The organism is Cryobacterium sp. PH31-AA6, assembly GCF_030063195.1.
GTDB lineage: Bacteria > Actinomycetota > Actinomycetes > Actinomycetales > Microbacteriaceae > Cryobacterium.
Genome location: NZ_JASISS010000004.1, coordinates 29701 through 55061, shown reverse-complemented (window position 1 = coordinate 55061; position 25361 = coordinate 29701). Strand labels below are relative to the sequence as shown.

Below are 25361 nucleotides of genomic sequence, written 5' to 3'. Positions count from 1 at the left end.
ACCGCCGATCCGGCACGCAGGCTGGCAAAAACCTGCGATTTTCGGCCCCGAACTCCATGAGAGGCGCCGCAACGAGCCCATCAGTGGCGGTGACGTGCCAGCATGAGGTGACGCGGTCCCGGCAAGCGAAAGGCACCCGATGAAAATCTTGGTCGTGGAAGACGATGACCAGATGGGCGAGCTCATCGAACGCGGACTGCACGCGGAGGGATACGAGATCGTGCGGGCCGCCAACGGGATGGATGCGTTGATCGCGATCGCCAACGACGACTTCGCCCTCGCCGCGATCGATGTGATGCTGCCGCAGATGAGCGGCTTCGAAATCTGCCGTCGCATCCGCGATTCGGGCAGCACAATGCCCGTGCTCCTGATCACCGCTCGGGACACGGTCGAGGACCGGGTCTTCGGCCTCGACAGCGGAGCAGACGACTACCTGACCAAGCCGTTCGCGTTCGCGGAACTCACGGCCAGGGTGCGCGCCATGCTCCGGCGCCATTCGATGGGAACCCCGACCAGTCTCGAGCTTGGCCGACTCGCCATCGACTCCCGCGACCTCAAGGTGACCGTTGCCGGGCGCACGCTCTCGCTGAGCCCGAAGGAGGTCGCCCTGCTGCGCCTGCTCTGCGACCGAGCCGGCGAGACGGTCGAGCGAGCGACGATCCTCGAGGAGATCTGGAACGGTACGGAGCACATCGACCCGAACATCGTCGACCAATACATCAGCTACCTGCGCCGCAAAATCGACTCTGACGCGGCGGGCATCCGCATCGTCACCGTGCGCGGCGCCGGCTACGCCGTCGAGCTGACACCGTGATGGAAGCCTCGAGGTGAGACTTCCCGGCCTGTCAATCAGGGGCCGCATCAGCATCGGCAGTGTGCTCATCGCCGCGGTGCTGTTCAGTTCCGCCGCGTTCTTCTTCCGCCTCGAGGTGCAGTCGATCCTGATCGCCACGACCGAGACGCTCCTGCGCAACGATGCCGCTCCCCTCGTCGCTGATCTGGTGCGCAACCCGACAGAGCCGATCGATGCACCGACCGAGGGCCAGCTCATCGCCGTGGTCGACCCCGCCGGGGAGTTGCACCGGTCGTCTCTCCCGCTGAGCCTCAGCAACCGACTTGACTCCCTGGCCGACATCGGCGAGCATCCACAGACCATCGACACCGGCAACACCCGCTACCTGGTCGCCTCGACGACCGCCGTCACCGATACCGGTAACTGGGTGGTCATCACGGCCCGCAATGAGGAGGCGCTGTCGCTGCTCCTCGACGAGCTGACCCGGGTGCTGACGATCGGTACCATCGTGCTCACCCTCGGCTTCGGCCTGGCCTCGTGGCTCCTGACCGGTGCCGCGCTGCGGCCGGTGAACCGTCTCCGCGCCGAGGCGGAGAGCCTGAGCACCGCCGGGGCATCCGACCATCTACTGGTCCCCGCGGGCAATGACGAGGTGAGCCGACTCGCCATCACCCTCAACGACTTCATCGGGCGCCTGCGCCGCGGCGTCAATCGCGAGAAGCAGGTGGTGTCCGATGCCAGCCACGAGCTCCGCACTCCCCTCGCCGTCCTCAAATCGCAACTCGAACTCGCCCGGCTCAACTCCGGCGACGCGCCCGCGCTCGAACGCGACATCGCCGACGCATCCGTCACCGTCGACCGGCTGGCGCGACTGGCCACCAACCTGCTGGAACTGTCCAAGCTGGAAGCGCACCATGCGCGACCGGAGACGAGCTGGACCGGCCTTGTCGCCGAGGTTTCCGCGTCGGTTGACCGCGCGAGGCTCGTGCGGGGTGGCGCTGACCTCGATGTCGACTACCGCGTCGACGGCGACGATCCGGACGGGCGCTACGCCATTTCGCCCACCAACGTCGGCCAGCTCGTCGACAATCTGGTCTCCAATTCGGTCAATGCCATGCACGGACAGGGAGCGGTCATGGTGACCCTGCGCCGAGCCGGGGAGGAGGCGATACTCACGGTGCTCGACACGGGACCGGGGATGCCGGAGGGGTTCATTCCGGTGGCCTTCGATCGTTTCTCGAGGCCGGAGCATTCGCGGGCCGGCGGCGGCACCGGATCCGGTCTGGGGCTCGCCATCGTTCACGCCATCGTGGACCGGGCCAACGGCACGATCTCGCTCCAGAACACCGGCGGCGGGCTCGCCGCGGAGGTCAGGCTGCCCCGCCGCACCCGCGCACGCTGACCTGCAGCGCATCCTGAGAGCCTTCGCAGGCTCCGGCCCGCCGCTCCGGGCAAACGTTAACCCGGGTCCCTTAACGTGTTCATGTGACTTCCCTCTCCGTGCTCCCGACCACCGAGGCCCGTCCAGGGCCAGAGCTGGCGCCCGCGCGCGGTCCCCTGCTGCCGGCCGCACTGCTTGGCCTGCTCGGCATCCTCGTCTCCGCCTTCGGTTCCTGGCAGCCGTCGTACTGGGGAGACGAGGCCGCGAGCGTCATGTCGGCGGAGCGGTCCCTGCCGTCGCTCTTCCGGATGCTGGGCAATGTGGACGCCGTCCACGGCACCTATTACCTGATCCTGCACTTCTGGATCGAGGCCTTCGGCGCGAGCGAGTTCTCGACCAGGTTGCCCAGTGCCATTGCCATCGGCGTGGCGGCCGCGGGAATCTACCTGCTCGCCCGTCGGCTCACCGGTACCACGGTGGCAACCGTTTCGGCCCTCGTCTTCGTCGTGCTCCCCCGCGTCACCTACATGGGAGCAGAGGCCAGGTCCACCGCCATGGCCACGGCCATCGCCGTCTGGCTGACCGTGTTGCTGGTGCGGATCGTGCGCAGCGAGGCGACGGGCCGTCTGGCCCGGGTCGGCCTGTGGTCGGGCTATGCAGCCCTCCTCGCCGCCGGCATCTACATGTTCCTTTACGTTGTACTCCTCGTGCCGGTGCTGGCTCTCACCGTCTTTCTGCTCAGCCGTCCCGGCGCCCACCGGCGGAGGGTGCTCCGCGACTGGGCCATTGCCAGCTCCGCGGGGCTCCTGCTCGCCCTCCCGGTGATGCTCGCGGGGGTGAACCAGCGCGAACAGATCGCGTTCATCGGTCGCCGCCCCGAGAAGTCGGTGCTGGACGCCGCCGTGCAGCAGTGGTTCGGGAACGTTCCGCTGGCGATCGTCGCCTGGGTGCTGATCGGCGCGGCCATCGCGATCACCTACCTTCTTCGCGGCCGACTGGCCGGCGCTCCGGCGACCAGGAAACTCCTCGCCATCGCGCTGGCCTGGATGCTGTTCCCGAGCGCCGTTCTCCTGTTCGGCACTCACTTCGTCACCCCGATGTACTCGCTGCGCTACCTGTCAATCTGCACCCCGGCCGCCGCCATCGCGGTGGGAATCGGTGTCGCCTGGCTGAAACCGCGTTGGGCGCAGATCTCGATCGTGGTGCTGATCGTGTCACTCATGCTGCCGACCTACCAGGCCCAGCGCGGCGACTACGGCAAGAACGGCGGCAGCGATTGGCGGCAGGCCGCGGACATCGTTCGGGCCGGCGCGCAGCCGGGCGACGCCATCGTCTTCGACGAGAGCGTACGTCCGTCGCGTAAGCCCCGCCTCGCCATCCACCTCTACCCGTCGGCGTTCCTGGGGATGCGAGACGTCACCCTCGACCGCGCCTATGACACGACCGGCTCCCTCTGGGACGTGACGACGCCGCTGGCCTCGGTCGGTGATCGCCTCACCGGCACGACGACGGTTTGGGTGCTTCAATACAAGGGAAGCAAGGAGTTCACGTCCGGGAGCGACATTCGGACCCTTCAACAGCTCGGATTCACGGTCACGGGGTCGACGACCGTCAACCGCACCATCATCATCGAACTGACGAGGTAGCTTCATGGCACAGACTCTGGTCATCATTCCGACCTACAACGAGCGCGACAATCTCGGCCCGATCGTCGGTCGGGTACGCCTCGCCGTCCCGGATGCCGATGTGCTGGTCGTCGACGATTCGTCGCCCGACGGGACGGGCGCGTTGGCAGACCGGCTCGCAGGCTCGGACCGGCAGGTGCACGTACTGCACCGCACGAGCAAGGACGGGCTCGGCGCCGCCTATCTCGAGGCGTTCAGCTGGGCACTCTCCCGCGGCTACGACCGGCTCGTGCAGCTCGACGCCGACGGCTCCCACCTCCCTGAACAGCTGCCGGACCTGCTCGCCGCAGCCGAATCCGCCGACGTGGTGATGGGGTCGCGCTGGATTCCCGGCGGCGAGGTGCGGAACTGGCCGCGGTACCGACGATTCCTTTCCCGGGGCGGTTCGATCTATTCCCGGGTGCTCCTGCGCCTGAAGGAGCGAGACGTGACCGGCGGGTACCGGGTCTACACCGCCCATGCGTTGGAACGGATGAAGCTGTCCAGCGTCGAGAGCCTGGGCTACTGCTTCCAGATCGACATGCTGCTGCACGCCGTTCGCGCCGGACTCCGAGTGGTCGAGGTGCCGATCACATTCGTGGAGCGCACGCACGGTTCGTCGAAAATGAGCGGCGGAATCGTGGTCGAGGCGATGGCCCGGGTAACGATCTGGGGCCTGACCGGCAAAGGCGCTCGGCGCCCCGTCGAGTTGGCGCCCTCGGCCGTTCCCGATCGGAGCTGACAGTCCAGCACAGGGTTGTGAGTTCGGGTCATTATGACTATATGATGGTGTCACCAGTTAGAGTCACACTGACCTTTACTTAGTGGATACCGCAGATGACCGTGCAGACCCAGGCGACACTCGCCGTCTCGACGGTCATTTTCGCGCTCCGCCCCGACGCGGAGTCGGACTTCAAGACGCTCTGGCTGCCGCTCGTGCGCCGCACCAGGGAGCCGTTCCTCGACCAGTGGGCGCTCCCCGGCGGAGGCCTGCCGGCCGACGAGGAACTCGCGACGGCCGCCGCGCGCACCCTGCGCGAGACCACCGGGCTAACCCCCAAGTACCTCGAGCAGCTCTACACCTTCGGCGACCCCGGTCGCTCTCCCGGCGGTCGGGTGGTCTCCGTGGTCTATTGGGCCCTCGTCGAGTCCGGTGAGGCCGCACTCGCCGTGGAGGGCGGCAATGTGGAGTGGTTCCCCGCCGACCGGCTCCCCGAGCTCGCCTTCGACCACAACCGAATCGTCGAGTACGCGTTGTGGCGGCTTCGCACGAAGGTCGAATACTCCCGGATCGCACATGCCTTCCTCGGTGAGACCTTCACTCTCGCGCAGCTCCGCGATGTGCACGAGGCCGTGCTGCAGAAACCGCTCGACCCGGCCAACTTCCGCCGCACGGTCGAGTCCTCCGGAACGGTCGTCGACACCGGGGAACGGGTGGCAGGCGCCAGGCACCGGCCACCCCGGCTCTACCGCTACAACGACTCCGTCCGATCCGTCGACCTGGGCCCGCTCGGCCCCTCGATCGGCTGACCGCCATGTCCGGCCCCGAGAACTGCCGTCGATTTTCATCACCCCGAGGAGCAACCCCATGACCATCGCATCCGTCGACCAGACCATCAAGCTGATCAGCACCGGAGCCGCCGCGGGCAGCACCTGCAGCCCAGAGCTCACCGCCGGCCCGTGGGAACTCGACGCCGGCACGCCGGGCTACGGTCCCGGCTCATCAATGGGCGACGTGATTCCGACCGGATCACCGCGGCAGGGCGCACTCCCGGAGACCTACCGGACCGCATCCCCTGAGGAGCTGGCCGAGCGCATCCGTGCCGCCAAGGCAACCCTCGGCGACCGAGTCGTCATCCTCGGGCACTTCTACCAGCGCGAAGAGGTGCTCCAGCACGCCGACTTCGTCGGAGACTCCTTCCAGCTTGCCCAGGCCACGAAGAGCCGGCCAGACGCAGAGGCCATCGTCTTCTGCGGCGTGCACTTCATGGCCGAGACCGCCGACCTGCTGTCCACCCCCGCCCAGGCCGTCATCCTGCCCAACCTGGCCGCCGGCTGCTCGATGGCCGACATGGCCGACATCGACTCCGTGACCGACTGCTGGGAACAGCTGGAGGAGCTGTACGGCACTGCCCCGGATGCCGACGGCCGGGTGCCGGTCATCCCCGTCACCTACATGAATTCCTCGGCGGCGCTCAAGGCGTTCTGCGGCGCAAACGGCGGGATCGTCTGCACGTCGTCCAATGCGGAGACCGTGCTCGAGTGGGCGTTCGAACGCGGCCAGCGGGTGCTCTTCTTCCCCGACCAGCACCTGGGCCGCAACACCGCGAAGGCGATGGGCGTGCCCCTGGACCGGATGCCGATGTGGAACCCGCGCAAGCCGCTCGGCGGCAACACGGCCGCGGAACTGGGCGCGGCGCAGGTCGTGCTCTGGCACGGGTTCTGCAGCGTGCACAAGCGTTTCACCGTCGACCAGGTCGACACCGCGCGCCGGGAACACCCCGGTGTGCGGGTGATCGTTCACCCGGAGTGCCCGATGGCCGTCGTCGATGCCGCAGACGAATACGGCTCCACCGACTTCATCAAGAAGGCCATCGAGGCGGCGCCCGCCGGCTCGACCTTCGCCATCGGCACGGAGATCAACCTGGTGCAGCGCCTCGCCGCCCAGCACCCCGAACACACAATCTTCTGCCTCGACCCGGTGATCTGCCCGTGCTCGACGATGTACCGCATCCACGCCGGCTACCTGGCCTGGGTGCTCGAGGGTCTGGTCGGCACCGTCGAGGAGCCGCCGGTGGTCCTCAACCGGATCGTCGTACCTGACGACGTCGCGGGACCCGCCCGCACCGCCCTCGAACGGATGCTCGCGGCCCTGCCGCCGGCACCGGCGCGCCAGGGAGCCTGACCATGACGCACGTCCTCGTCGTCGGGAGTGGCCTGGCCGGGCTCATCGCCGCCATCCGGGCGACGGACGCCGGCCATACCGTCACCCTGGTGACCAAGGCCGCCCTGCCGGACAGCAACACCCGCTATGCCCAGGGCGGCATCGCCGCGGCGATGTTCCCCGACGACTCGGTGGAGTCCCACGTGGTCGACACCCTGCGCGCGGGCGCCGGACTCTGCGACCCCGTTGCGGTCCAGGTGTTGTGCACGGAGGGTCCCGACCGGGTGCGCGATCTCATCCGCTTCGGGGTCGACTTCGACCGGGATGAGTCCGGGGTCACCAGGGGGCTCGAGGCCGCGCATTCGCGGTCGCGGGTTTTGCACGCCGGCGGGGACGCCACCGGAGCGGCCATCGAGGTCGCCCTCGTCACGACGGTGCGGGAACGCGCTGAACGTGCCCGCACGCTGCCATCGGCCATAGCGGGCTCCGAACCCCGCCTGGTCATCCGGGAACACACCATGCTCGTCGACCTGGTCGTGCGGGACGGACGGGTGACCGGCGCGATCCTGCTCGGGCCCGACGGCGAACTGCAGAGCGTGGCCGCCGACTCGGTCATTCTCGCCACCGGAGGCGCGGGTTCTCTCTACCCGCACACGACGAATCCCGCCCTGGCCACCGGCGACGGCGTCGCCGCAGCCTGGCGGGCCGGCGCGGCCGTCGCCGACCTGGAGTTCTACCAGTTTCACCCGACCGCCCTCGCAGTGCCGGGAACCCCCCTCGTTTCGGAGGCGGTGCGCGGGGAAGGCGCCGTGTTGCGCAACGCGCTCGGCACGCGTTTCATGCTCGATGTGCACCCCGGCGCCGAACTGGCGCCCAGGGACGTCGTGGCCCGGAGCATCGCCCACGAAATGGCGGAACAGGACGGGGCCCCCGTGCTGCTCGATGCCACCGGCCTCGGCCGAGACCTGCTCGAAACGCGTTTCCCGACCATCACCGCGGCCTGCCGCCTGGCCGGTCTGGACTGGGCCGCCGAGCCGATCCCGGTCGCCCCGGCCGCGCACTACTGGATGGGCGGCGTACTCACCGACACCTCGGGTCGCGCGAGCCTGCCTGGCCTCTTCGCCGTCGGCGAGACGGCGCGCACCGGCGCCCACGGCGCCAACCGACTGGCGTCGAATTCGCTCCTGGAGGCTGCCGTCTTCGCCGACCGGGCCGTGCGCGCACTGGGCGACTCGCTCGCCGACCCGGCGGATGCCGCGGACCGCGATGCCACCCGACCGAGCCACATCCCCCCGCACGGCCCCACCCCCGGCCATCCGGCCGGCCCACGGGCCGAGTCAGGCGCTCAACGAACGGTGGCCGACCGCGACGCGATCCAGAGGGTCATGTGGCAGTACGCCGGTGTGCTCCGTAGCGGCGACGGCCTCGCCACCGCGGCCACGACCCTGGCCGACTGGATCCGCCCGGCCACCGGCCCGGATGCCGCCCCCGGCCCGGAGGCGCAGATCCGAGCATATGAGGACGCGAACCTGTTCGACCTCGCCCGGATCACCGTCGTGGCCGCGCTCGGCCGGGAGGAATCCCGCGGCGCCCACTACCGCTCCGATTTCCCCACCAGCCGGCCCGAGCTCGCGCACACGGTCGCCCACAGCCGGGAGCTGCGCCGGGAAACATCTGAACCCGAACCCGTCATCGAGGCCGAGGAGGCCATCGCATGCTGACCACGAATGCCATCGACACCGTCGTGCGCGCCGCCCTCGACGAAGACGCTCCGTGGGGAGACGTGACGAGCGAGGTGCTCATCCCCGCCGAGGCCGTGGCGACGGCACAGCTGGTCGCCAGGGAGGCCGGCATCTTCAGCGGCGGCGCCGTGTTCGCCTCGGCCTTCCGGCTGACCGATCCACGCATCGACGTGCAGCTGTTCGTGGCGGACGGCGCCGCGTTCGAACCGGGTGAGGTGCTCGCCGAGGCGTCCGGCCCGGCCCGCGGCATCCTTCAGGCGGAGCGGATCGGACTCAACTTCGTGCAGCGGATGAGTGGCATCGCCACCCTCACAGCGCTCTACGTCGCCGAGACGTCCGGCACCCGTGCCCGGATCGTCGACACCCGGAAGACCACGCCGGGACTGCGCGCGGTCGAGCGTCACGCCGTGCGCAGCGGTGGAGGTCACAACCACCGGTTCAGCCTGTCCGACGCCGTGATGGCCAAGGACAACCACCTGGCCGTGCTCACCGCCGGGGGCCTCGGCCTCACCGAGGCGTTGCGCCAGGTGCGGGACCGAATCTCACACACCACCCACCTCGAGGTGGAGGTGGACCGAATCGACCAGATCGAACCGGTGCTGGCCGCCGGCGTCGATACGATCATGCTCGACAACTTCACACCCGACGAGCTCGCCGAGGGCGTGCGGTTGACCGCCGGCCGCGCCCTGGTCGAGGCCAGCGGCGGGGTCTCGCTGACGACGGTGCGCGCCATCGCCGAGTCGGGGGTCGACATCATCTCGGTGGGTGCCCTCACCCACAGCGTGCGTTCGCTCGATCTCGGCCTCGACATCGCGGTGCTCCAGGGTTGACCCGCTGATGGTCTACCTCGACAACGCCGCCACCACCCCCGTGCGCCGGGAGGTACTCGATGCGCTCTGGCCACAGCTCACCGGCGGATTCGGCAACCCGTCGAGCCACCACCTTGTGGGCGAAGCAGCGGCCGCCACGCTGCAGGAGGCGAGGAAGAGCGTCGCGGCCGTGCTCGGCTGCCGCGCCACCGAGGTGGTCTTCACCAGCGGCGGCACAGAGGCAGACAACCTCGCGATCAAGGGCATCGCCCTCGGGTCGCCCCGCGGCCGCCAGATCATCACCACCCCGATCGAGCACGAGGCCGTGCTGGAGTCCTGCGACTACCTCCGTCGCCTCCATGGCTTCGAGATCACGATGCTGGATCCGGATGCCACCGGCCAGGTCGACCCCGCGCAGCTACGCCGGCTGATCCGGCCGGAAACGACCCTCGTGTCCGTGCAGTACGCGAACAACGAGGTCGGCACGGTCCAGCCGCTGCGCGACCTCACCGCCATCGCCACGGCTTCCGGCGTGCCCTTCCACACGGACGCCGTGCAGGCCGCGGGTTGGCTGTCGCTCGACACCGTCGCGCTCGGCGTCGACGCCCTCAGCCTGTCCGGGCACAAGCTCGGGGCCCCGCAGGGCATCGGGGCGGTCTACCTGCGTCGTCGGCTCACGATCGAACCGCTCGTGCACGGCGGCGGCCAGGAACGCGGCCACCGCAGCGGAACCGAGAACGTCGCGGGTGCCGTCGCCCTGGCGATCGCCCTGCGGCTGGCCGAGGAGGAACGCGTCGGCGCCTCCCAGCGGGTGACCGGGCTGCGCGACGCCTTCATTGCCACGGTGCTCGCCGGCACCGCCTCGGCTCGGCTCACCGGGCATCCGTCCGAGCGACTGCCCGGAAGCGCGTCCTTCATCTTTCCGGGAACGAGCGGCGAGGCCGTCCTGCTCGAGCTGGAGCAGCGTGGGATCGTCTGCTCGAGCGGCTCGGCCTGTGCGGCCGGCAGCGACGAGCCCTCCCACGTGCTCACCGCGATGGGTTTCCCGGCCGAGGAAGCGCTCACGGCCGTGCGGTTCACGCTGGCCTCCAGTACGACCGCCGCGGAGGCCGGCCTGGCCGCCGCCGCCGTGCACGACGCCGTCGCAGCCGTGCAGCACCTTGGACGCCACTGATCCGGCGCGGCCCCGTCGCGCCTCCGCCGAGGCGTATTCCCTCCCCTTGGCGCCGCGGTAAGCGCCCGATCAGGGATTCCCCTCGTTTATTCCCGCGGTCGGAGAAAATAGTTGAACTTTTTTTTCGCCGAAAAAGGGCCGGAAGATCAGGATAAATGCATCAATGTATCTCTTATCTCGGCCCAGCGACCCCCTCGCCGACACCCGGCCCTGACCGCGAAGTCGTAGAATTGGATAAAGAGGCGAAAAGCCCAAGTTGGGCTGCCGAAGAGGGGCACCATGACAATAATCGACAAACCAGTCACCGAGTCACTTGCAACAACAATTGACACTCTGGTTAAAGGCGCGAGCGAGGCACTGCTCGAATATGCCGATTTCACCCAGGAACAGATCGACCACATCGTCAAGAAGGCGTCCGTTGCGGCCCTCAGCAAACATGCCGAACTGGCTGTTCACGCTGTAGAGGAAACCGGCCGCGGTGTCTTCGAAGACAAGGCCGTGAAGAACCTCTTCGCATGCGAGCACGTTACGAACTCCATGCAAAACCTTAAGACAGTCGGCGTTATCAGCCACGACGAAATTACCGGTATTACCGAAATCGCCGAGCCGGTCGGTGTTATCTGCGGAATCACCCCGGTGACGAACTGCACCTCGACCGCAATCTTCAAATCCCTTATCGCCCTTAAGACCCGCAACCCGATCGTTTTCGGTTTCCACCCCGCAGCCCAGCAGTCCTCCGCCGCCGCCGCACGCGTCGTGCGCGACGCCGCGATCGCTGCTGGAGCCCCGAAGAACTGTATCCAGTGGATCGAAGTTCCGTCGCTCGAAGCCAGCACGCTCCTGATGAACCACCCCGGAGTTGCCACGATCCTCGCGACTGGTGGAAACGCCATGGTCCGCGCGGCTTACTCCTGCGGCAAGCCCGCCCTGGGCGTCGGCGCCGGAAACGTACCGGCCTTCATCGAGAAGAGCGCCAAGCTCAAGCGCGCCGTCAACGACGTCGTGCTCTCGAAGGCCTTCGACTACGGCATGATCTGCGCTTCGGAGCAGGCCGTCATCATCGAAGAGCCCCTCTACAACGAGGCCATGGCCGAATTCAAGATCCTGCACGCCTACCGGGTCACCCCCGAAGAGAAGACCATGCTCGAAGAGTTCATCTTCGGTGTCAAGGCCAACTCGGAGAACTGCGCCGGCGCCAAGCTGAACGCGTCCGTGGTCGGCAAGTCGCCGGTCTGGATCGCCGAGCAGGCCGGCTTCACGGTTCCGGAAGACACGTCGATCATCCTGGTCGAGGTTGCAAGCGTTGGACCGCACGAGCCGATGACCCGCGAAAAGCTGGCCCCGGTGCTCGCCGTGCTGCACGCCAAGGACACCGAAGAAGGCATCTCGCTCTCCGAGCAGATGGTGGAATTCGACGGTCTCGGCCACTCCGGCTCGATCCACAGCGAGAACCCCGCGATCATCGAGGAGTTCGGCAAGCGCGTCAAGGCCGTCCGCATCATCACCAACGCGCCGAGCTCGCTCGGTGGTATCGGTGACATCTACAACGCCTTCATCCCGTCGCTCACCCTGGGCTGTGGCTCATACGGCCACAACTCCGTGTCGAACAACGTGTCGGCGATCAACCTCATCAACGTCAAGCGGATCGGTCGAAGGAACAATAACTTGCAGTGGTTCAAGGTCCCCGCCAAGACATACTTCGAGCCGAACGCGATCCGTTACCTGTCGGACATGCGCAACGTCGAGCGCGTCACCATCGTCACCGACGCGACCATGACCAAGCTCGGCTTCGTTGACAAGATCCTCGACGTGCTCAACCGCCGCGAGAACCGGGTTTCGCTGCAGATCATCGACAACGTGCTCCCGGAGCCGACGGTTTCCGCCGTCACCAAGGGCGCGGAAGAGATGCGGGCCTTCAAGCCCGACACGATCATCGCCCTCGGCGGTGGCTCACCGATGGACGCCGCGAAGGTCATGTGGCTCCTCTACGAACACCCCGAAATCGAATTCTCGGACATGAAGGAAAAGTTCTTCGACGTGCGCAAGCGCGCGTTCAAGTTCCCCGACCTCGGTGAACTGGCCAAGCTCGTCTGCATCCCGACCACCTCGGGTACCGGTTCAGAGATGACTCCGTTCGCCGTGATCACCGACGAGGTCAGTGGAGTCAAGTACCCGCTCGCGGACTACGCCCTCCTCCCGACCGTCGCGATCATCGACCCGTCGCTGACCGCCGCGATGCCGTCATTCCTCGTCGCCGACTCCGGCTTCGACGCTCTGACACACGCGACTGAGGCCTACGTCTCCGTCTATGCGAACGACTTCACCGACGGCCTCTGCCTGCACGCGATCAAGCTCATCTTCGAGAACATCGTGACCAGCGCCAACGGCACCGCGAACAGCACGGACGCCGGCGTGATCAAGGCCCGCGAGAAGATGCACAACGCATCCTCGATCGCCGGAATGGCATTCGGTAACGCGTTCCTCGGAATTTGTCACGCGATGGCCCACGTCACGGGTGCGCAGCTCCACTTGATCCACGGTCGAGTGAACGCCACGTACCTGCCGCACGTGATCCGTTACAACGGACTCGTCCCGACCAAGCTGACCAGCTGGCCCAAGTACGAGAGCTACATTGCTCCCGAGCGCTTCCAGCAGATCGCCAAGCACCTCGGCCTCCCGGCCTCGACGCCCGAAGAGGGCATCGAGTCCTACGCCAAGGCCGTCGAGAAGCTGCGCGACCAGGTCGGCATCAAGCCGTCCTTCCAGGCTCAGGGTGTCAACGAGGAAGACTTCATCGGTCGCCTCGACTCCCTCGCAATGGGCGCCTACGGCGACCAGTGCGCACCGGCCAACCCGCGGATGCCGATGCTCGCCGACATGAAGACCATCATGGAGGCCGCGTACTACGGCACCTCGTTCAAGGAGGTGCGCGCCAACCGCGCCGCCGTCGTGGACGTCGCCGACTCCAAGAAGCCGGCCAAGAAGGTCACCAAGTAGGCCTTACCGCCCACTGAATGCAGAACGGCCCCGCACCGAAAGGTGCGGGGCCGTTCTGCATCTAGCCGCCGGTGTCAGAGCCAGCGCGGCGCGGCAGGGACGATGCCCGTGCCGGTACCCAGGGTGACTCCGGCCGATCCCCGTCCCGCGGCCCAGTTCGTCAGGGCTGCCAGCGAACCCTTCACGTGCACCGCGGCATCCGCCGGGCCGAGCTCGACCACTCTGGGTCCGGTCAGGCTCAGGCGAATGCCCGGCTCGTCCCTGCCCTGCCACGCGCCGGCGATGTCACCGAGGATGCGCTCCAGCACCGGTACCGGGATGTCCTCGAACGACGACCCGTCGTTCAGGTCCACGGCGTGGATCCACACCTCGCGGGTGCGCATCCACACCGTATCGCCGAGTGGGACCATTCGGCCCTGGCCGTTCCGCACCGGAAAAGTCCAGGATTCGTCGGGTAGCTCTCGCCAATGCCGGTCGAGGCTCGCGGCGGAGTCGTCGAAGAGCCTCACGAGCGCGTCAGACGCCAGCAGCACCCCCTCGGTGATCTCGGCGTTGCGCACATCCACCGAGGCGTACATCGGCGTCTCGACCCCGGTGGCGGCCCACTGGGCGAGCCGGCCGATGGCACGGGCGTTGTAGGCCACGTGCGCCACGACATGCGCCCGGGTCCAGCCGGGGAGCAGGGACTCCCCCGCCAGCGCGGCATCGAGAAAGGTGTCGAGGTGACGTCGGAAGAATTCCGTGCCCAGCCGCACGGAGCCCATCAGGTCGTCCGGGGCCGTCATCGTGGCACCTGTGTCGCGGATGGAGGCATGGACTTCTCCCTGGCTCGGCGGAGGATCCCGGTTGATCGTCCCGCGCCCATCCTTGCAGGGCCGGCCGGGAACGAGAAAACCCCCGGAATCACGGGGATTCCGGGGGTTATTGGTTGCGGGGGCAGGATTTGAACCTACGACCTCTGGGTTATGAGCCCAGCGAGCTACCGAACTGCTCCACCCCGCGCTACAAGTACAAATCTATCACAGGCCCGATGCCGCGAGGTTCAACCCCCACCTGGCGCTCACGGCAGCGGCCCGCGCCGCGCAACTATTCCCGCGAAGAGGGCGTGGAGCAGCGGTAGCGCAGAAACCACCATGAGAACGGTTCCGAACGCACCATCCTCGGCACGAAGCAGGACACCGCCGATCAGCAGCGCAGCGAACAGAATCGCCGAGATGATCTGCCGTCCTGTTCGCTCGATGTTGCCGAGGCGCCGCTCGAGCCGAGGGGTCTGCACGGAGACCGTGCCCTCTTCGATCCGCGTCAGGAGGTTGTCGACCCGCTGGGGCAGCCGCGCAATGGTGCCCGCTGCCGACACCGTGCGCTTCGCGACATCCTGGACCAGGTTTCCACCCTCGGCCCGGATCAGCTGGGCGGAGTACGGCTCGACCGCATTCCAGATGTTGAAGGCGGGGTCGAGCGAGCTGCACATCCCCGAGGTCAGTGACATCGCGCGGATGATGAGCAGGAAGTTCTCCGGCAACTGGAACGGCAATGAGCGAACGACATCCCCGAACTCGTTCGCGAATGCGCGGAACTCTCGCGGATCGACGTCCTGCAACTCGGCGAAGCCCATGCCGCCGAACCGGGCGAACAGCTTTGTCATTGCCCGCTCCAGCTCGGCGGTGTCAGCTGAGGGCAGGAGCACACCGACCTCACGGATGCCGTCCACCATCCCCTTGCCGTCGCGGGACGCGGCCGCGATCAGCAACTTGCGGAGCCCCTTCCGCAGGGCATCGGGCACCTCCCCCATCATTCCGAAGTCGATGAAGGTGAATTTCCAGTGCCGGCCGGAGGAGTCGGCTTCCGCCGCGCTGTCAGCAGCAACGCCGAGCGGGGTGACGAAGATGTTCCCCGGGTGCGGGTCGGCGTGGAAGTATCCGTTGAGGAAGAGCTGGTCGAACATGACCGCCGCGAACTCGTTGGCGACGTCGGACGGGTCGAGGCCGGCGGCTCTCAGCCCGGCAACGTCGTTGATCTTGATGGCGGTGACATCCTGCAGGGTCAGCACCCGCCGTGTCGTCCGCTCCCACACCAACTCGGGAACGCTGACCCGGTCGTCGTCCGCGAAGTCCTGCGCGAACCGTTCGGCACTCGTTGCCTCGTGCAGGTAGTCGATCTCCTCGAGGCTCGTTGCTGCGAATTCCTCGACGAGGGTGGGCATATCGACCCGATCCGAGACGAGGCGCACGCGACTGAGCCAGGCGGCCACCCGGCGGAGTGCGCGGAGGTCGACCTCGACGATCTCGCCGATGCCAGGCCGCTGAATCTTCACGACGACGTCCAACAGGCCCGTCTCCGCGGCATCCGCTTCTTCGAGCCGCGCACGGTGAACCTGACCGAGGGATGCCGCGGCCAGCGGAATCGGATCGACGAACGAGAACGCACGCTCCAGCGTCACGCCCAACTCGGCCTCGGCGAGGGCGCGGATCAGCGGGAAGGGCACGGGCGGCACCTCGTCCTGAAGGCCTTCGAGCTCCTTGGTGATCTCCGGCGGCAGCACGTCGAGCCGGGATGACATGAACTGGCCGACCTTGATCATGAGACCGCCCAGGTCGACCGCAAGCACATGGAAGTGCTGCGCGATGCGCTGGAGGCGGACCGCGCGCCCACGTGCCGAAACCCACGCGAGCCCGATCCGCGGAAGAAACAGCTCGTACCACCACGCCTGGATCAAATATCGAGCGGCGAACCGCATGATTCTGCGGTAGCGGGCGCGCATGTCCCCGTCGTTGCTCATCTAGTCTCGGTCATCAATTCTCCGCCGCGGCGATTTCTGGGGCACGCTCATTCCTGAGCAAGGATTGAGTAGAGCTTACGACGCGCGTCTTCGAGAACGGCGACGGCCTGCTTCACCTGCTCGGGGTTGCCGGTGCGCCCGACCTGAGCAGCCGCCTGGGCCAGGTCAATGCCAGCCTTGGGCAGCGCGGTCGGTCGGCCATGGTCCCGGGCGCCGGGCGCCTCCCAAGGGGCCGGCTGGTCTGCCGCGGCGTCCGCCGCCTGTCGACCCTCGTCCGTGAGCGAGTAGGTCTTGCGACCGTTGGACTCCTCGGCGCTGATGAAGCCCTCGTCCGCGAGAAGTTGAAGCGTCGGGTACACCGAGCCGGGGCTCGGCTTCCACGCGCCGCCGCTGCGTTCCTCGATCTCGTGGATGATCTGATAGCCGTGCATCGGCTTCTCGGCGAGGAGGGCAAGCACCGCAGCGCGCACGTCGCCTCGTCCCATCCTGGGGCCGGCCTTACGGTCGAACTGGCCGCGAATCTGCTCCATCGCATCCCACACCGCGGTGGCCGGCCAGCCGTCACCAGCACCGCTCCGGCGTCCGGCGGACCTGTCGCCCATGAATGAATTGCTCATGATTCCTCCTCCTCTGCGCCATAGTCATCCAGACTCGACGATACCTAACGATATATCGGTCAGCCCGAGGAAGCGAGGCTGAGTTCCGATATTCACAGCGAGTCGACGAACTTCGGTGCGACGCGGTCCCGGTGGGCAGGCACCCGAGTTCGGAGCCGTTCTCCGGTTAAAAAGAAGAAGGCCGACCCGGTATTTCTACCGGATCGGCCTTGTCGTATTTCTTGGTTGCGGGGGCAGGATTTGAACCTACGACCTCTGGGTTATGAGCCCAGCGAGCTACCGAACTGCTCCACCCCGCGCTACAAGTACAAATTTACCACAGCCTCCAGAACCGACCGACCACGCGCCGGCCGCAGAGCCCACCGGAAAGCCGAAACGCGGGTGCTGCGCCGTTCCGAGGGTGGCAAACCACCCCCGAAACGGCGCAACACCCGCGCATGGCGGACGGTGCGGGCTGGGCTATCCGAGCAGCGCCAGCATGCTGGCGATGGTGTCGGCCAGCTTCTTGTCCGCGACACCGTAGGCGGCGAAGTCCCCGGCGGTCAGGGCCGCCTGCTTGTCGCCGAGCGCCTGCTTGGCAACGGCCAGGAGCGACTTCAGCTCCGCGTCCTTGACCGGGTCACCGGTCGAGGTCGGCGGGGTCGTCGTTCCAGGCGCCTGCGGGGTCGTCGTGCTCGGTGGCACTGCGGTGTCACCGGCGTTCGCTCCGGAGTCACCGCCGAAGAGAACGTCGAGCGCCTTGTCGAGGGTGTCCTCGAAGGCGATCTGGTCACCGAAGGCCACGAGCACCTTCTGCAGCAGCGGGTAGCTGGTCTCACCGGTGGACTGCACGTAGACGGGCTGAACGTACAGCAGTCCCCCGCCGACGGGCAGCGTGAGCAGGTTACCGTTGAGCACCTTGGACTGGCCCTGCTTGAGCAGGTTCAGCTGGGTGGACACGGTCGGGTCGGCGTTGAACTTGGCCTGGACCTGACCCGGACCGGGAACGGTGTCGTCCTTCGGCAGGGTGAGGAGCCTGATCTTGCCATAGCCGGGCGCACGCTTGCCATCGGTTGAACCGGCATCCGCGTCGACGGCGAGATAGCCGGTGAGCACGTTACGGCTGGTCGCACCCGTCGCATCCGGGATGAAGGTCGAGTACAGCGTGAACGCCGGATCCTTGGACCCGGGCACCTGCATGGTGAGGTAGTACGGCGGCTGCAGGGTCGTGTTCGTCGACGGTGACACCGGGTCGTTCGGCGTGGTCCAGGCGTCGTCGACCGAGTAGAACGAGCCCGGATCGGTGACGTGGTACTTGCCGAGCACCTTGCGCTGCACCTTGAACAGGTCGGCCGGGTAGCGAACGTGGCTCATCAGCTGCCCGCTCATCTCACTGATCGGCTTGAGCGTCGACGGGAAGATCTTCTGCCAGGTCTTCAGCAGGGGATCCTCGTCGTCCCAGGCGTAGAGCGTGACCGAACCGTCGTAGGCGTCGACAGTGGCCTTGACCGAGTTGCGCATGTAGTTGATGGTGTCCAGCGCGAACGGCTGCGGGGGCGTCTCGGTGTCGGCAATCGCGTCGCTGAGGCCCACCGGGGTCGAGTACGGGTAGGTGGCCGAGGTGGTGTAGCCGTCGACGATCCACTTCAGGCGGCCGTCGACGACCGACGGATAGGCGTCGGAGTCGAGGGTGAGGTAAGGGGCCGCCTTCTGCACTCGGGTGACCGGGTCGCGGTCGTAGAGGATCTGCGACTTCTCGTTCACGGCGTTGGCGAGGAAGATCTGCTCCGACTGGAACTTCAACGCGTAGATCAGCTTGTTGAACGGGTTGTCGAGCTTCGGACCGGCGTTGCCGGTGAAGGTGGTGTAGGTCTGCTGGGCGCCGTCGACGCCGGACGGGTAGTCCAGTTCGACCGGCTTGGTGCCCTCAGGGGCTCCGACGATCGAGTAGACGGGCGAACTCTCACCGAAGTACACCCGCGGCTCGTACTTGCCGAGGGACCCGCTGCTCGGGATGCCGGACTCGAGGAAGACCGGCTGGCCATCGGCCGACCGCTGGTTACCGTAGGCCGCGACGACACCGTAGCCGTGGGTGTAGACGATGGTGGAGTTGACCCAGGTTGCACCGGCGTTGAGGCCGGAGAGCTTGAGGTCACGAACGGCGACCACGGTGTCCTGGGACTTGTCATCGATCGTGTACCGGTCGACGTCGAGGTTCGACGGGAACTGGTAGTACTGCTTGAACTGCTCGAGCTGACTGAACGCGTCGCTGACGAGGGCCGGGTCGAGGATGCGGATGTTCGCGGTGGTCTCGGCGTCGGCACGGAGAGCGCCGGGCTCGGCCGTGGTTTTCGCGTTGTAGGGAACCTCTTCCACGTCGGCGAGGCCGTAGGCATCCCGGGTGAGGTCGATGTTGCGCTTGATGTATTCCGACTCGAGCGTCTTCGCGCTGGGGTCAACCTGGAAGCGCTGCACGACCCACGGGTAGAGCGAGCCGAGCAGCAGGCTGCTCACGATCAGGAGCGCGGTGCCGACGATGGGCAGGCGCCAACGGCCGATGACCGCGGTGACGAAGAAGAGGATCGCGACGACGGCGGCGATGCCGGCGAGGATGGCGCGGCCGGGGATCGTGGCGTTGACGTCGGTGTACCCGGCGCCGGTGAACAACTCGTTGGCGTCGGACAGGGTCGTGTACTGGTCGAGCCAGATGCTGACCGCCTGGAGCAGCAGGTACAGACCGGCGGTGACCGCGATCTGGATCCGCGCCGCACGGGCGACGAGCACGTCGCGCCCGCTAACCCGGATGGCCCCGTAGAGGTAGCTCGTTGCCGCGGCGACGATGGCCGCGAGCAGCACAACCGCCGAAGCGAAGCCGAGCACCGACTGGAAGAAGGGGAGGTCGAAGAGGTAGAACGATACGTCGAAACCGAACTGCGGGTCGGTCCGGCCGGTCGGTGTGCGGTTCAGCCACATCAGCGCGACCTGCCAGCGCGTCGCCGCGGCGACACCGGCGAACAGGCCGAGCAGAGCGGGGATGCCGTACATCGCGAGCCGGCGCAACGGTTCGATGACCTGCTGGTAGCGGTCGAGCTGCGAGTTCAGCTTGGCGTAGACCGGCCGGAGCCGATACGCGAGCTGGATGCTGACCCACACCGGGAGGGCCATGGCGACGAAGCCGATCAGGAACAGAACCGTGCCCGCGATCCACTGTGTCGTCAGCACGCTGAGGAAGCCGATCTGGTCGAACCAGAGGACATCCGCGTAGAGTCCGGCGAAGATGAAGAACACAATCACCAGACCCGAGATGATCGCGGCCGTGATGGCCAAGGGGGCTCTGCTCCGTCGGGGGGTGCCCGCGGATGAATTAGTGCTCACGAATTAGCCTCTTGCTCTCGCCGGAAAGGGTCAACCTCCAGTCTAGACAGGGCTTTCGGCCCATACCTCCACATTGACCGGGAGGCTGGTAACGGTCTAGTCAGTCGGGCAGATGGGCAGCTTGGCCAGGTCACCGTCGGTGCGGATGGCGTCGAGCACCGCCAGCGAGTCGTCCAGCGTCTTGACCGCGAAGACATTGAGCCCGTCGGGGATGTTCCCGGTGACCTCATCGCAATTGCCCGCCGGCGCCAGGAACCAGTCCACGCCAGCGTCGCTGGCGGCCGTGAGTTTCTGACGGATGCCCCCGATCGGGCCGATCGTTCCGGTCTGGTCGATGGTTCCGGTGCCCGCGACATCCGCCCCGCCCTGGATGGCGCCGGGTGTGAGCTTGTCGATGATTCCCAGGGCGAACATCATTCCGGCGCTCGGCCCGCCAACCTGGTCGAGCTGGATCTTCACCTCGAACGGGAAGTCGTAGGACGTCGTGACGTTGATGCCGACGACGACGGCACCAGAGGACTCCTCCGGGGTGACGTCCACGGTGAGCGCCGTGCCGTCGCGCACGATGCCGATGCTCGCCGGCTTCCCCGTGCCGTTCGTTTTGAGGGCCTGACGGAGCGCGACGATGTCGGCAACGGCGGAGCCGTTGACGGAGACGACCTGGTCGCCCGCCTTCATGATCCCGGCGGCCGGCGAGTCCTTGGGCAGTGACACGACGGAGACCAGCGTCGGATAGTCATAGCCGAGGCTGGTCAGGGCCGCGGCGATGGCATCCTGTTGCGAATTGACCATCAACGCCTGGTTCTGAGAGTCACGCTGCTTGGTCGTGACACTCGGCGGGAAGGCGGCGTCAATCGGGATGACCGCCTGGCTGGGATCAAACCAGGCCGCCGCGACGTTCAGCCAGCTCGGCCGGTTCTCCGGGTTGCCGACCAGCGACACCGTGAGCAGGTCGAGGCTGCCTTCCGTCGGGTAGACCTTCTCGCCGGGGATGGTGATCAGGGGCGTCTCTTTGCCGTTGTGCTGGGCCGTGCCGATCGTGTTGTAGACCGGACCCGGCTTCTCGATCACGTATGGAGAGGGGGTCACGCCGAGGATGAGACCGATCCCGAGGGCCACCGCGAGCACGATCCAGCCGACGCTTCCGGCTCGGCCCGGGCGCGGGGAATGTTCGCCGGACGACGGCGCGTCATCGGTGAAAAGGGCCACCGGGTTCCTTCCATGTTGCGTGTTCGCGACAGGCGGACACCAGACCAGCCGGCGTGGGACATTTCCCAGCTCGGACAGGCGATCTCCGGATAGCGTAGAGGCACGCGACTGAGAGGTGCCTGAAGTGGCCGACGACTCACGACCCGAAGAGGGTCACAATCCAGAAGACGAATTCAGGGACATGCTGCGCGACATCCTGTCAGGGAAGTCGTCGATTGATCCGAGCCAGCTCGCCGGTGCTGCGGGACTTCCCAGTGACCCCGCGAGCATTGCCGCGCTGATGAGCCAGTTGCAGGGCGCCCTGCAGGGCGGCGTCGACGGCGGAATCAACTGGGACATCGCCCTCAGCCAGGGTCAGGAACGCGCCGCGGCCGGGGCCCTTGCTCCGACCCCGAAGGAGCGAGCCGAGCTCGACCAGGCCTTCCACGTTGCCGCCCTCTGGTTGGACGACGTGATCTCCGTCGCCGAACTCACCACGTCGCCGCGACTGATGACCCGCAAGGAATGGGTCACCGCAACCATGCCGCTGTGGACCCAGTTGGCCGAGCCGGTCGCGACGAGCATCTCCGATTCGCTCACCCGGGTGCTCACCGAACAGGCCCCGGAGGAACTGCAGGGCATGATGGCCGGCGCGAGCCAGGTCATGCGCAGCATCGGCGGAACCCTGTTCGCGATGCAGCTCGGGCAGGTCGTCGGCCAGCTCGCAAGCGAGGTCGTCTCCGGCGGCGACGTCGGGATCCCCCTGCTCAGCGACCAGGTGGCGGCACTGCTGCCCCAGAATGTCGCCGAGTTCGGCGAAGGCCTCGACGTGCCCATCGACCAGGTGCAGATCTACCTGGCCGTCCGTGAGCTCGCGCACGCACGGTTGTTCCGGCATTCCCGCTGGCTCCGGCTTCACCTGGTCAGTTCCATCACCGACTTCGCGCGCGGGATCCACATCGACACCGGTCGGCTCGAGGAACTGGCCGAGGGCTTCGACCCGTCCAACCCGGAGGAACTGCGCCAGGCGATGGTGAACGGTTCGCTGATCCCGCCCAAGACCGACGCCCAACTGGCGGCGCTCGATCGGCTGGAGACCATGCTCGCCCTGGTCGAGGGCTGGGTCGACGTGGTCACGCTGGAGGCGACCGAACGGCTGCCGAAGGCCGACGCGATCGCCGAAACCGTGAAGCGTCGCCGGGCGTCCGGCGGCCCCGCCGAATCCGCGTTCTCCACCCTGGTCGGCCTGGAACTCCGGCCACGCCGGCTGCGGGAGGCCGCGGCAATGTGGCAGGCCGTGACAGATGCCGTCGGCAACGAGGGACGCGACGAACTCTGGGCGCACCCCGACCTGCTGCCCACGAGCGCCGACCTCGACGACCCGAAGAGCCTGGTCGCCCGGCTGACCGGGTCGGCCCAGGGCTCGGAGCCCGTGCTCGACGAGATCGACCAGGCGCTCGAGGACCTGCTGCGCGACGACAACACCGACCGGCCGCACGAGGCGTAGGGTCTCGACAAGCTCGACCACCGGGGTGATCGAGCTTGTCGAGCGGTGATCGAGCTTGTCGAGATCCTGGTGACCTAGATCAGGCCCTTGGTGTGCCAGATCGTCTTGGTCTCCGTGAACGCGACGATGCGGGCGAGCGAGGGGCTCGCGGCATCCGGACCGTTCTCGGGCTGCAACACCCGGGTGAGGGTCTCGGCGGCATCGATCTGCAGGTGGACCCAGTCGAGCTCGCCCGCCCCGACCAGGTCGATGGCGTTCACGTCCGCGTGGCTGGCCAGCCACGGCGCCATCTCGGCGGGCGAACCGGTGAGGATGTTCACGACCCCGCCCGGCACGTCGCTGGTGGCGAGCACCTCGCCGAGACTGACCGCGGACAGCGGCATCTTCTCGTTGGCGATGACGACGACCGTGTTGCCGGCGACCAGTGCCGGGGCGACCGCGCTGACCAGCCCGAGCAGCGAACCGCCGGACTGCGGGGCGATGATCGCGACGACGCCCGTCGGCTCCGGCACCGAGATGTTGAAATACGGCCCGGAGACCGGGTTCGCGTTGCCGGCAACCTGCACGTACTTGTCGGCCCAGCCGGCGTACCAGACCCAGCGGTCGATCGCCTCGTCGACCTGAGCGGATGCCGCAGCGGGCGTCACACCCTCGGTCTGCACGATCTCGTCGATGAACTGCACGCGGCGGCCCTCGAGGAGCTCGGCAATCCGGTAGAGCACCTGGCCGCGGTTGTACGCGGTGGCGCCTGCCCAGCCGCCGAGGGCTGACCGTGCGGCGACGACCGCGTCACGGGCATCCTTGCGGCTGGCCTGCGCCGCGTTGGCGAGGAAGTCTCCGCCGTGCGAGCGGATCTCGTAGACCCGGCCGGACTCGCTGCGCGGGAACTTCCCGCCGATGTAGAGCTTGTAGGTCTTGGGAACGGCGAGGCGGGTCACTTTGCGGCCTTCTTTCGTGAAACGGCGGCCTTCGCGTCGAGTTCGGGCGAGGCTTCGGCGGGAGCCGCCGCGACGGTGCGGGCGGCGGACCGGCCCGAGGCGGGCTTGAGGTACGAGGCCAGGCCGTGGCGGCCGCCCTCGCGTCCGTAGCCGGACTCCTTGTAGCCACCGAACGGGCTGGCCGGGTCGAACCGGTTGAAGGTGTTCGCCCAGATCACGCCGGCGCGCAGTTTGTCGGCGACGGCCAGGATGCGGCTGCCCTTCTCGGACCAGATTCCCGCGGACAAACCGTATGGCGTGTTGTTCGCCTTGGCGATGGCCTCGGCGGGGGTGCGGAACGTGAGCACGGACAGCACGGGCCCGAAGACCTCGTCCCGGGCGATGCGGTGGCTGGTCGAGACATTGGTGAAGATGGTCGGCGCGAACCAGAAGCCGCTCTCGGGCAGCACGCAGGCGGGGCTCCAGCGTTCGCCGCCCTCCTGCTCGCCGATGTCGGTGAGTTCTCGGATGCGGCGCAGCTGGTCGGCGCTGTTGATCGCGCCGATGTCGGTGTTCTTGTCGAGCGGGTCGCCGAGGCGCAGCGTCGAAAGGCGCTGCTTGAGCCGGTCGATGACGTCGTCGTGGATGCTCTCCTGCACCAGCAGGCGGCTTCCCGCGCAGCAGACGTGACCCTGGTTGAAGAAGATCCCGTTGACGATGCCCTCGATGGCCTGGTCGATCGGCGCGTCGTCGAAGACGATGTTCGCCGCCTTGCCGCCGAGCTCGAGAATGACCTTCTTGTCGGTGCCGGCCACGGAACGGGCGATTGCCCGGCCGGCTCCGGTCGAACCGGTGAAGGCGACGAGGTTGACGTCGGGGTGGCCGACCAGGGCTTGCCCGGTTTCCCGGCCCCCGGTGACGATGTTCACGACTCCGGCGGGCAGATCGGCCTGCTGCAGGATCTCGGCGAACAACAGGGCGGTCAGGGAGGTGGTCTCGGCGGGCTTGAGCACGACCGTGTTGCCGGCCGCCAGCGCGGGGGCGATCTTCCAGGCGAGCATGAGGAGCGGGAAGTTCCACGGGATCACCTGGGCGGCGACACCGCGGGAGGACGGGGTCGGACCGACACCGGCGTGGTCGAGCTTGTCTGCCCAGCCCGCGTAGTAGAAGAACCACGCGGCGACGAGGGGCACGTCGACGTCGCGGCTCTCCTTGATCGGCTTGCCGTTGTCGAGGGTCTCGGCGACGGCGAGTTCGCGGGCCCGTTCCTGCACGAGACGCGCGATCCGAAAGAGGTACTTGCCGCGGTCGCTGCCGGAGAGCTTGGACCAGGTGCGGTCGTAGGCGCGGCGGGCCGAGGCGACGGCGGCGTCGACATCCGCCGTGTTGGCGTGTGCGATCAGGGCGATCGGCTTCTCGGTGGCCGGGTTGATGGTCTGGAACGGTTCGCCGCGACCGGCGACGAACTCGCCGTTGATGAACAGGCCGTAGTCCGACCGGAGGTTCAGCAGCGCCTGGGACTCCGGTGCCGGAGCGTAGTCAAGAAAGCTCATTT

At 67.3% G+C, this 25361-nt stretch carries 18 protein-coding genes and 2 tRNA genes; 11 read left to right on the top strand and 9 right to left on the bottom strand.

The features are described 5' to 3' along the window. Positions 1-139: 139 nt before the first annotated feature. The 10 genes from QMG61_RS04900 (at position 140) to adhE (ending at position 13444) form a co-directional block, all read left to right on the top strand. The gene (locus QMG61_RS04900; protein ID WP_283493218.1) at positions 140-814 is read left to right on the top strand and encodes a response regulator transcription factor; all 675 of its coding nucleotides are present in this window, start codon (positions 140-142) and stop codon (positions 812-814) included. Positions 815-827: 13 nt separating this feature from the next. Continuing rightward, the gene (locus QMG61_RS04895; RefSeq protein WP_283493217.1) at positions 828-2195 is read left to right on the top strand and encodes a sensor histidine kinase; all 1368 of its coding nucleotides are present in this window, start codon (positions 828-830) and stop codon (positions 2193-2195) included. 83 nt (positions 2196-2278) lie between these two features. Further along, positions 2279-3820 carry a glycosyltransferase family 39 protein gene (locus QMG61_RS04890; RefSeq protein ID WP_283493216.1) on the top strand — a complete coding sequence of 514 codons (1542 nt, stop codon included), beginning with the start codon at positions 2279-2281 and terminating at the stop codon, positions 3818-3820. Between the two features lie 4 nt (positions 3821-3824). Beyond that, complete coding sequence (locus QMG61_RS04885) at positions 3825-4580, top strand: polyprenol monophosphomannose synthase (RefSeq protein WP_283493215.1); 756 nt, start codon at positions 3825-3827, stop codon at positions 4578-4580. 95 nt (positions 4581-4675) lie between these two features. Continuing rightward, on the top strand, positions 4676-5368 hold the full coding sequence (locus QMG61_RS04880; protein ID WP_283493214.1) for an NUDIX hydrolase: 693 nt from the start codon (positions 4676-4678) through the stop codon (positions 5366-5368). Between the two features lie 58 nt (positions 5369-5426). Continuing rightward, positions 5427-6743 (top strand): quinolinate synthase NadA, encoded by a 1317-nt coding sequence (gene nadA / locus QMG61_RS04875; RefSeq protein ID WP_283493213.1) that lies wholly within the window; start codon positions 5427-5429, stop codon positions 6741-6743. A gap of 2 nt (positions 6744-6745) precedes the next feature. After that, positions 6746-8443: an L-aspartate oxidase gene (nadB, locus tag QMG61_RS04870; RefSeq protein ID WP_283493212.1), complete on the top strand. Its 1698-nt coding sequence runs from the start codon at positions 6746-6748 to the stop codon at positions 8441-8443. Continuing rightward, a complete protein-coding gene (nadC, locus tag QMG61_RS04865) occupies positions 8437-9294 on the top strand; it encodes a carboxylating nicotinate-nucleotide diphosphorylase (RefSeq protein WP_283493211.1) in 858 nt (285 codons plus the stop codon). Before nadB ends, nadC begins: the two co-directional genes overlap by 7 nt. A gap of 7 nt (positions 9295-9301) precedes the next feature. Beyond that, complete coding sequence (locus QMG61_RS04860) at positions 9302-10447, top strand: cysteine desulfurase family protein (RefSeq protein ID WP_283493210.1); 1146 nt, start codon at positions 9302-9304, stop codon at positions 10445-10447. Between the two features lie 279 nt (positions 10448-10726). Next, positions 10727-13444 carry a bifunctional acetaldehyde-CoA/alcohol dehydrogenase gene (gene adhE, locus QMG61_RS04855; protein WP_283493209.1) on the top strand — a complete coding sequence of 906 codons (2718 nt, stop codon included), beginning with the start codon at positions 10727-10729 and terminating at the stop codon, positions 13442-13444. Positions 13445-13518: 74 nt separating this feature from the next. Here adhE and QMG61_RS04850 read toward each other — a convergent pair whose 3' ends face one another. The 7 genes from QMG61_RS04850 to QMG61_RS04820 all read right to left on the bottom strand — a co-directional run bounded on the left by QMG61_RS04850 (position 13519) and on the right by QMG61_RS04820 (position 21403). After that, positions 13519-14229 (bottom strand): maleylpyruvate isomerase family mycothiol-dependent enzyme, encoded by a 711-nt coding sequence (locus QMG61_RS04850; RefSeq protein WP_283493208.1) that lies wholly within the window; start codon positions 14227-14229, stop codon positions 13519-13521. 140 nt (positions 14230-14369) lie between these two features. Continuing rightward, positions 14370-14446 (bottom strand) — tRNA-Met (locus tag QMG61_RS04845). 58 nt (positions 14447-14504) lie between these two features. After that, on the bottom strand, positions 14505-16223 hold the full coding sequence (locus tag QMG61_RS04840) for an ABC1 kinase family protein (RefSeq protein ID WP_283493207.1): 1719 nt from the start codon (positions 16221-16223) through the stop codon (positions 14505-14507). 47 nt (positions 16224-16270) lie between these two features. Continuing rightward, positions 16271-16840 (bottom strand): PadR family transcriptional regulator, encoded by a 570-nt coding sequence (locus tag QMG61_RS04835; protein ID WP_502847009.1) that lies wholly within the window; start codon positions 16838-16840, stop codon positions 16271-16273. Between the two features lie 222 nt (positions 16841-17062). Continuing rightward, positions 17063-17139 (bottom strand) — tRNA-Met (locus tag QMG61_RS04830). A gap of 160 nt (positions 17140-17299) precedes the next feature. Next, positions 17300-20146, bottom strand: coding sequence for a UPF0182 family membrane protein (locus tag QMG61_RS04825; RefSeq protein ID WP_283493206.1), 2847 nt, complete (start codon positions 20144-20146; stop codon positions 17300-17302). Positions 20147-20290: 144 nt separating this feature from the next. Then, the gene (locus QMG61_RS04820) at positions 20291-21403 is read right to left on the bottom strand and encodes a YlbL family protein (protein WP_283493205.1); all 1113 of its coding nucleotides are present in this window, start codon (positions 21401-21403) and stop codon (positions 20291-20293) included. A gap of 124 nt (positions 21404-21527) precedes the next feature. Between QMG61_RS04820 and QMG61_RS04815 the strand changes: the two genes are divergently transcribed. Next, positions 21528-22889, top strand: coding sequence for a zinc-dependent metalloprotease (locus QMG61_RS04815; RefSeq protein ID WP_502847008.1), 1362 nt, complete (start codon positions 21528-21530; stop codon positions 22887-22889). Positions 22890-22963: 74 nt separating this feature from the next. Here the strand turns inward: QMG61_RS04815 and QMG61_RS04810 are convergent, their stop codons facing one another. Continuing rightward, entirely contained in the window at positions 22964-23827 is an 864-nt protein-coding gene (locus tag QMG61_RS04810; RefSeq protein WP_283493204.1) for an aldehyde dehydrogenase family protein, read from the bottom strand. Continuing rightward, on the bottom strand, positions 23824-25359 hold the full coding sequence (locus QMG61_RS04805) for an aldehyde dehydrogenase family protein (RefSeq protein ID WP_283493203.1): 1536 nt from the start codon (positions 25357-25359) through the stop codon (positions 23824-23826). Before QMG61_RS04805 ends, QMG61_RS04810 begins: the two co-directional genes overlap by 4 nt. Positions 25360-25361: the final 2 nt, after the last annotated feature.